This window comes from Pseudomonadota bacterium (assembly GCA_013285465.1).
GTDB lineage: Bacteria > Pseudomonadota > Alphaproteobacteria > Micavibrionales > CSBR16-224 > CSBR16-224.
This window is the reverse complement of sequence record CP053449.1, coordinates 1,738,824-1,751,552: the sequence shown is the minus strand read 5'-3', so window position 1 is coordinate 1,751,552 and position 12,729 is coordinate 1,738,824. Positions and strand designations below refer to the sequence as shown.

Sequence of the window (12,729 nt, the reverse complement as noted above, 5' to 3'; positions counted from 1 at the left end):
AGCGGAGAAAAATGTCAAAACAAGGAAAATACAAACCGAAACCGATTAGCGGCTATCCGGAATGGTTGCCGGAATTCCGCGCCATTGAACAGCAATGGATGGATGTGATCCGCGAGGTTTTTGAAAGCTACGGCTATGCCAATATTGAAACGCCGTCGGTGGAGGAACTGGACGCCTTGATGGCAAAAGGCGCGGCGGATAAGGAAATTTACACTTTGTCGCGGTTGCAGGCGGATGATGATGATGACAGCGATGCCCGTCTGGCGCTGCATTTTGACCTGACGGTACCCTTTGCCCGCTATGCGGCGCAATATTTCAATGATCTGACTTTTCCGTTTAAACGCTATCAGATGCAGCGCGTCTGGCGCGGCGAGCGTCCGCAAAAAGGCCGCTTCCGCGAATTCTACCAATGCGATATTGATGTCATTAATATCGATAATCTTCCACTGCATTTCGATGCGGAAGTGCCGGAGGTGATGCATGCGGTCTATAGCAGGCTTGATCTGCCGGAAAAAATCCAGATCCGTATCAGCAACCGTAAAATTCTGACAGGTTATCTACAAGGTATCGGCATTACCGCGGATCATATTCAGGATGTTACGCGTATTCTGGACAAGCTGGAAAAAATCGGGGCAGAGGCGGTTTGCGGACAGCTGGCTGATGATGTCGGTCTGACGGCGCAAACGGCTGAAAAGGCACTGGCGCTGGCATCTATCCGTGGTGACGGTTACGCCGTCTCCGAGGCTGTGACGGCGCTGGGGATCGAAAATGAAGTGATGCAGGAAGGGCTGGAGGAGCTGGCCTTTGTTCTGGGTGCGCTGGACCATTTGCCGGAAGGTGATGTGATCGGTGATTTGTCGATTGTGCGCGGGCTTGATTATTATACCGGAACCATTCTGGAGGCTGTGCTGGTGGATGATCCCGGTTTCGGCTCTGTCGGTTCAGGCGGGCGTTATGATGATCTGACCGGTAATTTTATCAACAGAAATATGCCCGGCATCGGTATTTCTATCGGTCTGACGCGTCTGTTTGCACGGATGATGGATCGCGGTGCATTATCGCCGCAACGCTGTTCACCGACAGAGATACTGGTTATTCAGCCGGATAAGGATTCTTATGATCTGGCGCATGAGACAGCGGCTGTTTTACGCAAGCGCGGTTTTAAGGCGGAGCTGTATCATTCTCCGACCAAGTTGAAAAAGCAACTGGCCTATGCTGAAAAGAAAGGTATTCCCTATGTCTGGTTTCCGCCTTTTGCGGATGGAAAAGAACATGAGGTCAAAGACATGCAGGAACACACACAGGAAAGCGCGAATCCTGCAACATGGCAGCCGCAGGATGGTAAAATTTTACGTTTACAAAAAAACGTGTAAACTATTCTTTATGTTTCTTATGATAGATTTGGGATAGGAAGAAAATCCGGAAACGCTAAAAGTAATGATAAAGATATTGGAAAAAACGATGATGATGCGTATTGCAGGGCTTTTTATGTTTGTGTTTCTTTTGGCTGTCGGCTTGATGCCGGCAAAGGCCGTGGCGGGGGAGTATCGCCTGGAACACAATGCCTGCAGTTTTTCTATGGTCTTCCCCGGCGCGCCGTCAATTTTGCCGATCTGGCCGGGCGAAGAAAATATCTTTGCCAGATTTCTTGTCGGGGCACCGTTGAAAGAACGGCATGACAATATCCGTGCCTTAAAGATTATTTACAGCGAATCAGATTTCACAACCGGCGATTCTGTGACGGTTGACGCTTATTGCATGGTGTTTGATCCGGAAATAGCGGGAGATGAGTTTTCGCCGAACGAGATGCTCGTGTTGTTGAAAAATGCGATTGAGCAGAATGATTCCGAGCGGTTGAAATCCGCCTTTTCTCAGGCCAATGTCGATTTTGTCGAACAGGATAACGGCATCCGCTGGATGAAACTGCGTGCCCTGGTTGAAGAAACCCAGCACGGCTATAACGGTGTTACAGCTTATGCGCGGGATGTTTTTACCTATAAAAACAATGCCTTGATACTGTTTGTGCGTTATTCCGCCGAGAATAAGGCCTTTCAGGAAGGGGTGAATGTCCTGCTGTCTTCCTTTATGCTGACGGAATAAAACCATCTCCGCTTCTTTATGACTCTTGTCTCCGTGCCGTTCTGCGCGGTTTTGTCATTTGTATAATAGATAAAATTTTAAACATCTTTTATGTAAGCTTAAGCTTTCCGTAAGCAATATATGATATTTTTAATGAATAATAATAGAAGAGTATATTGTGGGAAGGGCGTAAAGATATGTTTCTTAACGGGGGAATGGATTTTTCATTGATGCGTGCACTTGTTATTGATGATAACGAGTTTGTGCGGTTTATGGTTGAAAAGCATCTTCTAAGCTTTGGTTTTCAAAAAGTTTTTTCGGCTGATGACGGTTTTGAAGGGCTGCGGTTTTTAACACGGGAAAAACCTGATGTTGTCATCTGCGATATCAATATGCGCCCTGTGAACGGCTTTGAATTTTTAAAGCAGGTGCGCCGTCTTGAAACGCCTCTGCGCAGTGTGCCGATAATTTTCCTGACCAGCCATGCGGATGAAAATTTCGTCAAAAAGGCAATTGAATTGCAGATTGATGCTTATTTGCTGAAGCCGGTTATGCCGATCTTTTTGAAAAAGCATATTATGAAGATTATGGAGCAAAAGCTCAGGGCGTAATTCACGCCACGATATCCGCTTCCGTATAGCCTTGCAGATAAAGCAGGGAGGATAAGTCGCCATACCTTATGCGGTATGGTGTGATCGCTTCTACCTTCGGTTTTGCGCGGAAGGCGACTCCCATTCCGGCGGCTTCCAGCATCGGAATATCATTTGCGCCGTCACCGACGGCCAGCACATCGCTGTTGCCGATTTTCAGTCTGTTGCGCTCATCTTCCAGAATACTTCGTTTGCGGAGGCTATCAAGTATCGGCGGCAGCACTTGCCCGGTCAGAGCGCCATCGGCAATATCAAGAATATTACTGTGTGCGGCATGACAGCCGAGACGTGCGGCGACTTTATCAGCAAAAACGGTAAAGCCGCCGGAAATCAAAACGCATCTGGCACCGTTTTTTCGCATGGTTTTGACCAGTTTTTCCGCACCGGGCGTGTCTGTCAGCGCAGCAAATGTTTCATCAAGCTTGGCGGCAGGCAGCCCTTTCAGCAGAGCGACCCGTTCGGTCAGTGATGCGGCAAAATCGATTTCACCGCGCATGGCGCGTTCGGTTACAGCGGCGGTTTCTGCGCCCAATCCCAGATGCGCGGCAATCAAATCCAGGCCTTCTTGCTCTATTAAGGTGGAATCCATATCGGCGCAAAGCAGTTTTTTGCGGCGGGCGGGGCTGTCATCCTGCAGGACGGCATCAATTTTTTGTGTATCGCATTCTGCTGCGAGCTCCTGAAAAACCGCGGCAGCGCGGGCGGCATCCTCAAAGAATAAGTCGACGGCTTTGTCCCGGTGCAGAACCGTGATTTTATCAGCTTTCACATTATTCATGAATTCTGCGGGCAGGCTGCGTTCCGTCCCTGCGATCAGCGTGAGAATTTGCGTCATCTTTTCGTCCGTATTTGCCTTGCGGTTTTGCCGTCAGAGGCATACACTTTAGCAGGAATCAGACATGGCGAAAAGGAACAATAAAAAATGACGCAGTTTGAAAAACCCGCTACACGCCCGGGGCGTCCGACATTTTCTTCGGGGCCTTGCGCAAAATTTCCGGGTTGGAGTTTGGATGGTTTAAAAGATTTTCATCCCGGTCGGTCGCACCGTGCCGGCGGAGAAGTGAAAAAGCTTGAGGCCGTGATTGAACGCTCACGCAAGCTTCTCGGTATACCGGAAGATTATAAAATCGCGATTACGCCGGCATCTGATACCGGTGCATTTGAAATGGCGCTATGGAATCTTCTCGGCCCGCGCGGCGTGGATGTGATGGCATGGGAAGTCTTTGGAAAAATCTGGGTCGTGGATATTGTGGCGGAGTTACGTATTCGTGATGTCCGTGTCTTTGAAGCCGATTTCGGTATGCTGCCCGATCTTGCGGAGATTGATACGGACCGTGATGTGGTCTTTACATGGAACGGCACAACATCGGGTGTGCGTGTTCCAAACGGTGACTGGATTAAAGATGACCGCAAGGGGCTGGCTATTTGTGACGCGACCTCGGCGCTGTTCTCGATGGATATTCCGTGGAATAAGCTGGACGCCGTGACATGGTCGTGGCAAAAAGTGCTGGGCAGTGAAGGCGGGCACGGGATGATCGCCCTGTCGCCGCGTGCCATTCAGCGCCTTGAAAGCTATACGCCGGAACGTCCGCTGCCGAAGCTGTTCCGCATTTCCAAAAAAGGTAAAGTCTCGCAAGACCCGTTTGTCGGCAAAACCATCAATACGCCGTCCATGCTGGCGGTGGAGGATTGCCTGTCCGCACTGAGCTGGGCCGAGGAAATCGGCGGGCTTTCCGCGATGCAAAAACGCAGCGATGATAATCTTGCCGTCGTTACCGCATGGGCTGCGGAAAAAGACTGGATCGATTTCCTGCCCGAGGAAGAAGCGATCCGCTCGAATACGAGCATCTGCTTGAAACTGACTGATCCGTGGTTTCTGAACCGCCCGTCGGAAGATCATTGGCCGATTGTCAAATCCGTACAAAAGCTGCTGGAAGGTGAGGGCGTGGCCTATGATTTTGCCAATCACCGTGATTCCGTTCCGGGTTTCCGTTTTTGGGGCGGCGCAACAGTGGATAAGGCGGATATTGAATCTGCGCTGAATTGGCTGGATTGGGGCTACCGCACCGTGCGTGCGCAATATGAGCAGGAGGCCGCCTAAAAGAAGAAAACGGATAAAGTGTGTGTTGTAAGAATTTGAAGGGTAATAGTTTTTAGGAGTGTGTAGAAGATGTCAGCGGTACGTGTACTGATTAGTGACTCAATGTCTGACCGTGCGGTCGAAATTTTAAAACAACGCGGTGTGGAGGTTGATTTCATTCCCGGCTTATCGCCTGATGAGCTGAAAGATAAAATCGCCAATTATGACGGGCTTGCCATCCGCTCTTCAACGGTCGTGACGCCCGATATTATTTCTGCGGCAAAAAATCTGAAAGTTATCGGCCGCGCCGGTATCGGCGTGGACAATATTGATCAAAAAGCCGCAACAGATGCAGGCATCGTTGTGATGAACACGCCATTCGGCAATGCGATTACCACGGCGGAACATACGATTGCGATGATGTTTGCCATCAGCCGCCGCATTCCGCAGGCCAATGCCTCGACCCATGCCGGAAAATGGGAGAAATCCGGCTTTATGGGGCAGGAGCTTTATGCGAAAACGCTCGGCATTGTCGGTTGCGGCAATATTGGGAAAATTGTGGCGACCCGTGCCTTGGGCCTGCAAATGAAAGTCATCGCCTATGATCCCTATTTGGCGGATGCGCAGGCGGCAGAGCTGGGCGTGGAAAAAGTCGATCTGGATACGCTGGCGGCGCGTGCGGATTACATTACGCTGCATACGCCTTTGACCGATAAGACCCGCGGGCTTATTTCAAAAGACTTTCTCGCAAAAACCAAACCGGGCGTTTATATCATCAATTGCGCACGCGGTGCACTGGTGGCGGAAGAGGATTTACTGGAGGCGTTGAACGGCGGCCATGTCGCGGGGGCGGCGCTGGATGTGTTTGTGGTCGAGCCCGCGAAAGAGAATATTCTGTTCGGCCATGAAAATGTGATTTGTACGCCGCATCTGGGCGCGTCAACTGTCGAGGCGCAGGAAAATGTTGCTGTACAGGTGGCAGAACAGATTGCCGATTTTCTGCTGACAGGTGCTGTGCAGAATGCGCTGAATGTGCCATCGGTCAGTGCCGAGGATGCGCCGAAGCTGAAGCCTTATATGGCCTTGGCGGGGCAGCTTGGCGCATTGATCGGACAGATCGCGCAAAGCCCGATCAAATCCATCCATATTATTTATGAAGGTGCGGTCAGCCGCCTGAATGTCAAGCCGCTGACTTGTGTCACGGTTGCGGGATTGCTGCAGCCGGTACTGGACGGCATCAATATGGTCAATGCGCCTGTCCGTGCGGCGGAACGCGGCATTAAAATCAGCGAAACATTTCATGAAAGCAGTGCTGATTTCCACACCCAGATCAGGTTGGAAGTTGAAACCGAAAACGGCAAAATCAGCGCTGGCGGCACATTATTCGGCGATCAGTCGCCGCGCATCGTTAATATTGACGGTGTTCCGGTCGAGGCCAGCCTGACGCAGCATATGCTGTTCATGCGCAATGAAGACAAGCCGGGTTTGATCGGTGCGCTGGGAACATTGCTGGGGAATGCGGGTATTAATATTGCCGATTTCCGTCTGGGTCGCGCCGAAGGAACGGGGCAGGCATTGGCAATTGTGTCGGTGGATGAGGCTTTAACGCCGGATGTGTTGAAGCAAATTCTGGAATTGCCGCAAATCGCCCGTGCGCACGCCTTGTCATTTTAATTTCGTGTGATTTTTATGAGCGCGTGATCCTCCGCGATATGGAGGGTCATGTCTGCCTTTGCGGGCAGGGTTTCAAGATTGCGGCGGGTAATGCGTTCGGCCTGTCCTGTAAACAGGCGAATTTCATCATCGCTCATAGCCTGTTCGGGCGCATGGGAAAAAGTTTCGGCTTCCTGCTGTTTGCGCCAGTGAAACACGGAGTCGAATGACGGGATTTTAATGAAGAGCAGCCTGTCAATTTCATCCCACAGCGCGGGGTAGTCGCGGCGCAGATAAAGGTCGATTGCGCGCCGCCATGCGCCGTCAGGGTCTTTTTGGCGTTCGAAGTCGTTTAGCGGTTCTGCAAGCGCCTCCGCATTTGCTGCGGGTCGGGCACCCAGACACCAGCCTTCAAATAAAATGACATCGGGCTGTCCGTCAAAAACCGTCCATGCCGTCTGTGCGGTGCGGTCGTCAACGGCTTTGTCAAAAAACGGGATGGCGGTTTGCTTTCCGTGTTTCAGGGATTTGAAGACCTCCAGTCCCAGCGCGATATCATGTGTGCCGGGCAGGGTGCGGGTGGCAAACAGCGGATGCACCTCTTGCGCCATTACCGTACGTTCCGCTTTGGTTTTGTATAAATCATCAATGGAAAATTGCACAACGCGCAGATTGTGCTGCTCCATCAGTGCTGTTGCCAGTGCGCGGGTCAGTGTGGTTTTCCCTGAGCCCTGACTGCCGCTGATGCCGACGGTCAGCGTCCCGTTATGCGCGGTTTGCCATGCGGCAATCTGCGCGGCGATCTGGTCGTGGTCGTCCTGCATTCTTATCCTCAAACTCAACGCACCAGTTCATACAATGCGACGGCGGCGGCGTTGGAGACGTTCAGGCTTTGAATTGCGCCTTTCGACGGCAGGCGCACCAGCACATCACAGCTTTCGGCGGTCAGGCGGCGCATGCCGTCACCTTCCGCCCCCATGACCAGCGCAATACCGGCATAGGAAGACAGGTTTTTATCCGCTGTCAGTTCCGCAAGTGTCATTGCGCCGCGCTCATCAAAGCCTGTGCAGAGAATGCCGTGTTTTTGCAGCAGGGCAATACTGCGCGCCAGATTAACCTCGCGCAGAATCGGCACATGTTCAACCGCGCCGGAGGCGGATTTTGCCAGTGTGCCGGTAATCTCCGGTGTGTGGCGGTCCTGCACGATCAGCGCTTTTGCCCCAAAGGCGGCGGCAGAGCGCAAAATGGCACCGATATTATGCGGGTCGGTTACCTGATCGAGAATCACCATGATATTGTCGCGGATATGGCTGCTGTCTTGCGGCAGTGCGGCGCAGAATTGTTCCAGATCCGGGACAAGCAAAGGCTGAACCTGAGCAGCCATGCCTTGGTGGACGGCATTTTCGGGCAGCATTTTATCCAGCACGGGTTTGTCGATGATTTGAAGATCGGGACGATTTATGCCTGCCTTCAGCGCCTTTTCCAGTGTGGGAGAAAGCAGTTTTTTCCCGGCTTCGGTGACGTAAATGGCTTGAATACGCCGTTGCGGATTCAGCACAGCCTCGCGCACGGCATGGACGCCGAATAATAAAGCCTGTTTTTGCCAGTCATCACGCCCGGCACTGCGTATTTTTTGCGGAGCCGCGGCCGGTGGGCGCGGAGCGTGTTTTTTCGCGCCGCGTTTATCGGATGTGCGCTTGCCGGGGGGGCGTTTTTTTTGCATTTTCTTCCTTTCAATCTTGACAGACAGGGTCAATACAATGTATCCCGTTCTTGGATATGTTTCCACTCAATTTAAAATTCCCTGATGATGGAGGGGTGGCCGAGTGGTTAAAGGCAGCAGACTGTAAATCTGCCCGCATAGCGTACACAGGTTCGAATCCTGTCCCCTCCACCAAATTTTCCTCACTGATAACGAACATAACTATTTAAAAATAAAAGAAAATACTGAATTTCTTTTATTTTTCCGCTTGCGCTGTTTCTAAAATTAGTATACATTTTAGTATACGAAATAGAATACAAGAGGCGCGAGGAAGCTCCAATATGTCTGATTATCTGATGCAGTATAATGGGTGGTATTATTACTTTCGGCGTGTGCCGAAAGACCTGTCCGCCTATGACAGCCGAAGACATATCAAAATATCTCTGAAGACGAAAGACCGCGCGACCGCTAGAAAACGGGCGGTTGTGCAGAATGAAGCTGTTGAAAAATACTGGCGGGAACTTCTGGCATCACCGGATACTGCAAAGCAAGGCAGAGATTCGCTTTACCGGAAGGCCGTTACAACGGCGAGGCTGCACGGCTTTGCTTATCGGGATATTTCCGACCTTTCCGAAAATGCGTCTGCCGCTGAACTGGTTGACAGACTGCTGGCCTTAAGAGAGGCGGAAGAAAAGCAGCCGGAGAAATCACAACAACTGCAAACAGCGTTGCTAGGCACGGCAGATATTCCAAAAACCATGCTCGGTGAAGCGTGGGAGATTTACCGGCCACGCTGTGCGGATCGTCTTCTTGGTAAGACAGAACATCAAATCCGCAAATGGGAAAACCCGCGTAAGCTGGCGATTGAAAATTTTATTGAAGTAATCGGGGATAAACCTGTTGCGGAAGTGACGCGCAAAGATGTTTTACATTTTCAGGAATGGTGGCTGCGTCGCGTGACGCAGGAGGGACGCAAACCGGCGACGGCGAATAAAAATATCGGCTATGTGAAAGATATTGTCGAGATGGTGTGCAACGTCACCGATGTTGTGCCGGACACGGAAATCACCGCGCTGTTTGCAAAGGTGAAACTGCGGGAAGGGGATGACAGCCGCAAATCATACGAGGCTGACTATGTGCAGAAAGTCTTCCTGAACAGCAACGCGCTCGACGGCTTGAATGAGGAGGCGAGGGCGCTGATTTATATCATGGCCGATACCGGGGCGAGGGTCTCCGAAATTACCGGCCTTTTGCCCGAAGACATCCGGCTTGATACGGATATTCCTTTCATCCATATTCGCAACAATGCACGCGGAACACTGAAAACAGCGCAATCAGACAGACAAATTCCGCTGGTGGGTTCGGCGCTGTACGGTATAAAAATGTTTCCACAGGGGCTTGAGCGCTATGCCAGCGGCGATACAGCCTCGAACGTTATTAATAAATTCCTGCGCGAAAATAACCTGAGCCCGTCCGAAGGCCAGTCACTCTATTCCCTGCGCCACACTTTCAAAGATCGCCTTCGTGATATTCAGGCACCGGAAGAAGTCATTGATAACCTGATGGGACATAAGTCACGTGGCCCGAAATACGGGCGCGGGCATATTCTGGAGACAAAGCTAGAGTGGCTAAATAAAATTGCCTTTCAGGCACCAGAGGTATAAAATTCAAGCCTCTATTCTCACTTTCCTATGAAGAAGACTTTATGGCTGATTTCTTTATTATTACAATCACTTTTCTTTTGTCTTATGCACAAATGATCAGCCTTGCCCTTACAGAAAGACCATTTCTAGCCTTGGTAAAAAGCGCATTCTATGCAGGTAAAAAGATATTTTTACGGCACAGACAGTTTCATCAGATTATTAGCAAAATTAAAAACAATAAAGAATATCAGAGATGTTTTCCCAAATGGATTGAACGCAACCATTTTATAGTTTCTTATTTTTTTCTAATCGCTATGGCTTTGCTATCAATTCAATTGGAATGGGTTGAATTCGAGACAATAAACAATAGTAACAACGTGCTAGTGGCAATCCTAACAGTACAGGCGGCATTGCTAGGTTTTGCGATACCAATAACCGCCAGCATTACTGAGAACTTATTGACCCAGAAAAACGAACCAACGGCCTACATATGTTTTAAACAACATGTATCCTTAAAACCACTTATTATGATATCGACTTTGACTTTGTTGCTGCTAAGTGCTGCTTTGCTATTAGAGTATTTCAGCCTCATTATTGTGGCAACGGTTTTATTTTTTGGAAATATTTTTTATACGAGTAAATTGATATGGAATACGGTTGAATTTTTACTGCCCAGACAACAGGATAATATTCTCAAAAAAAGACTAGGCCTAAATGTAATACGTGATTTAGCTTCACAAGAGATAGAAACAAAGAGTGAAACCCAATCTAATTTTGACTCTTCCGATAGTGTTAGCTTACTCAGGGAAAAAATTAACACAGTACTTACTAGCAGGAATCTCACGTTCGCTGAAGCAGATAATTTTGTTGATGAAATCAATTCCTATGTCAAATACCTTTTAGATCTCCTGCGTCTACCTGATGATAATGACAACTATTTCTTTAAAATAAAAGAAGGTAAAACACCTCAATATTTTTTACACAGTTTAATACAATCCTATCATGGCTTAGTGCAGAGTATTATTTTGACCAACCAGCAAGGTTTTTATGCGCATGCCAGCAGAAATGCTTTTAATCTCTATCGGAGAGCATTTCGTTCCGATTTGTTTACACCTCCTATTCGTTCTGGAATTATGCAGTGGATATTGAACAGCTACTGGATTGTTGAGCGTGAACGTAATCGCTTTAATGATGTAACATACGAAACACTGGTTAATGAGCTTGTTGGAAGTTGGGAAGCATTGTTACGTTATTACTTCTCTTTTCCAAGGGATAAAAATCTGGAAATAGGCCTTGATCTGTTTCTGCAATACGAGGAACCCCATAAATCTTCTCTCATACAAATAGCTCATCGCTACTTGATGTCTTGTGTACAGAAAGATCAAGTAGCGCAACGCTATTTTAGTGATGCTTTTCATTTGTGGAAAAAGACCGTATTCGGGTACCAATACGCTTTATATTCAGTACAAGAGAGGTACTTTTTATCTCCAGCACATTTAAAAGAGCGGTTGGAAAGTAATAATGATGATAAATTACAGAGAGATGTATACCATTGGGCATTCCAAAATCTGTGGCAGGATTTACGGCTTGCCTGTCTGGCGAAGCTTGTAGAGTGGAAAAAGAAACAAAAGGCTGATACTGAAAACCACACCATCAAAGATTTTTGGACGGGAAGAGTATTTGGTGAAACAGATAAGAATGATTGGATATTCACCAAACAAACTGATGTACTTTATAGCATTGTACGGATTGAAGAACACGCCCCAATTATAGATATGTATCGCCTTGATACGATAGCTGACTGTCAAATGACACAAATTATGGGGCGCCCAAGATTGAGTGATGGTCGTAACATTCCGCCAGAAGTGTTTTTAGCCATTTTACTCGCTTGTCCAGATAATGGGAATTTCAATAAGCTCTGTGAAAATGCACATGAATGCAAAAAAACGGAACAGTTGAAATATAAAGCAAGAAAAATTTTAGACGCCTCCAAAAAGAACAATGCTATCGCAGATGTAAAGGAGCTGCTTGGGTATTTAAGCGTTTCTTATCAAAAAAAGAAACTAACTGATTTGCAGAAACAGTTAAATGGATTAATCACAAAAATAGATCAGCTAGAAGAACAACAGATTGCCGCAACAAGCATAGACCAAAATCGCCTTGCGAATATTGAACGTAATGTGTCGGCAAGACTGCGAGATGAGCAAGCACTTAGCAACTCACCTTTAAAAGCATTTATTGACCAATTTAATGGAGATGTGCAAGAAGGCTCATATCGTGACACGGTTTGGAAAATGCAGTCTCATAAAAGATATTTTCTCACGGAAGATGATAGCAATCGTTTTGATGATGAACTATCTCAAGAAATATCTCATTATCTTATTCAGCACCTGTCACATGTATTATGGAGTGAAATTGCTGGTAGTAACCCGCAATGGCTGAAAGGCTATAATTCTGTTCAATATTGGGAAAGTATTGAGAAATATATTCTAAATAATGGGAACCAAGAAAATTATATTTTGTTGACAACTAATGTCACAAGCCCATCATGGCTTTACGACTGGTGCGATGAATATGGCGGCTTGCAGAAATTCGTTCAGCCACCCAACTGTTCAGTAACGCATAATCCAGATAAACAAAGCCGCTCCGCAGCATATATAGCAACAATTAACGATAAAATTGATGTCTATACTATAGCCGCAACTGATGTTGGATACAGTCTTTTGCTTCCGCAATCTAGTATAGAAAATATTTCTTTACCTGCAAACCCTGTGGAGTTATCACATGAGACTGATTCAGATAACACTATGCTTCTATTGTTCAAATTAAAATTTCTTATCCAGAGAACGGGAGCAGCTTCAGTATACCGTTTGTACTACGACCCAACCAAAGAACAAAACACCAATACTTAAAGAAAATTTG

General features: G+C 47.9%; 10 protein-coding genes and 1 tRNA gene. 8 read left to right on the top strand and 3 right to left on the bottom strand.

Translation table 11 applies throughout. The annotated features are described in order from the left end of the window. The first annotated feature begins 11 nt into the window (after positions 1 to 11). The 3 genes from HND56_08465 (at position 12) to HND56_08455 (ending at position 2,690) form a co-directional block, all read left to right on the top strand. Complete coding sequence (locus tag HND56_08465; protein QKK05716.1) at positions 12 to 1,373, top strand: histidine--tRNA ligase; 1,362 nt, start codon at positions 12 to 14, stop codon at positions 1,371 to 1,373. A gap of 64 nt (positions 1,374 to 1,437) precedes the next feature. Further along, positions 1,438 to 2,100 carry a hypothetical protein gene (locus HND56_08460; protein QKK05715.1) on the top strand — a complete coding sequence of 221 codons (663 nt, stop codon included), beginning with the start codon at positions 1,438 to 1,440 and terminating at the stop codon, positions 2,098 to 2,100. Between the two features lie 194 nt (positions 2,101 to 2,294). After that, a complete protein-coding gene (locus tag HND56_08455; GenBank protein ID QKK05714.1) occupies positions 2,295 to 2,690 on the top strand; it encodes a response regulator in 396 nt (131 codons plus the stop codon). A gap of 1 nt (position 2,691) precedes the next feature. Here HND56_08455 and serB read toward each other — a convergent pair whose 3' ends face one another. Continuing rightward, entirely contained in the window at positions 2,692 to 3,564 is an 873-nt protein-coding gene (serB, locus tag HND56_08450; GenBank protein ID QKK05713.1) for a phosphoserine phosphatase SerB, read from the bottom strand. Between the two features lie 87 nt (positions 3,565 to 3,651). Between serB and HND56_08445 the strand changes: the two genes are divergently transcribed. Continuing rightward, positions 3,652 to 4,830 (top strand): phosphoserine transaminase, encoded by a 1,179-nt coding sequence (locus tag HND56_08445; protein ID QKK05712.1) that lies wholly within the window; start codon positions 3,652 to 3,654, stop codon positions 4,828 to 4,830. Between the two features lie 69 nt (positions 4,831 to 4,899). Continuing rightward, the gene (locus HND56_08440) at positions 4,900 to 6,483 is read left to right on the top strand and encodes a phosphoglycerate dehydrogenase (GenBank protein ID QKK05711.1); all 1,584 of its coding nucleotides are present in this window, start codon (positions 4,900 to 4,902) and stop codon (positions 6,481 to 6,483) included. On the opposite strand, the gene HND56_08435 is transcribed toward HND56_08440, so the two are convergent. Both HND56_08435 and rlmB read right to left on the bottom strand, forming a co-directional pair. After that, the gene (locus tag HND56_08435; GenBank protein QKK05710.1) at positions 6,480 to 7,286 is read right to left on the bottom strand and encodes a kinase; all 807 of its coding nucleotides are present in this window, start codon (positions 7,284 to 7,286) and stop codon (positions 6,480 to 6,482) included. The two genes, HND56_08440 and HND56_08435, sit on opposite strands and share 4 nt — an antisense overlap. Before the next feature lie 14 nt (positions 7,287 to 7,300). After that, on the bottom strand, positions 7,301 to 8,185 hold the full coding sequence (gene rlmB / locus HND56_08430) for a 23S rRNA (guanosine(2251)-2'-O)-methyltransferase RlmB (protein QKK05709.1): 885 nt from the start codon (positions 8,183 to 8,185) through the stop codon (positions 7,301 to 7,303). An 89-nt stretch (positions 8,186 to 8,274) separates the two neighbouring features. Here rlmB and HND56_08425 point away from each other — a divergent pair. From HND56_08425 to HND56_08415, 3 genes are all read left to right on the top strand, one after another. Continuing rightward, positions 8,275 to 8,359 (top strand) — tRNA-Tyr (locus tag HND56_08425). Between the two features lie 146 nt (positions 8,360 to 8,505). Next, a complete protein-coding gene (locus HND56_08420) occupies positions 8,506 to 9,828 on the top strand; it encodes a tyrosine-type recombinase/integrase (protein QKK05708.1) in 1,323 nt (440 codons plus the stop codon). A 41-nt stretch (positions 9,829 to 9,869) separates the two neighbouring features. Further along, positions 9,870 to 12,719: a hypothetical protein gene (locus tag HND56_08415; protein QKK05707.1), complete on the top strand. Its 2,850-nt coding sequence runs from the start codon at positions 9,870 to 9,872 to the stop codon at positions 12,717 to 12,719. The last annotated feature ends 10 nt before the right edge of the window (positions 12,720 to 12,729 follow it).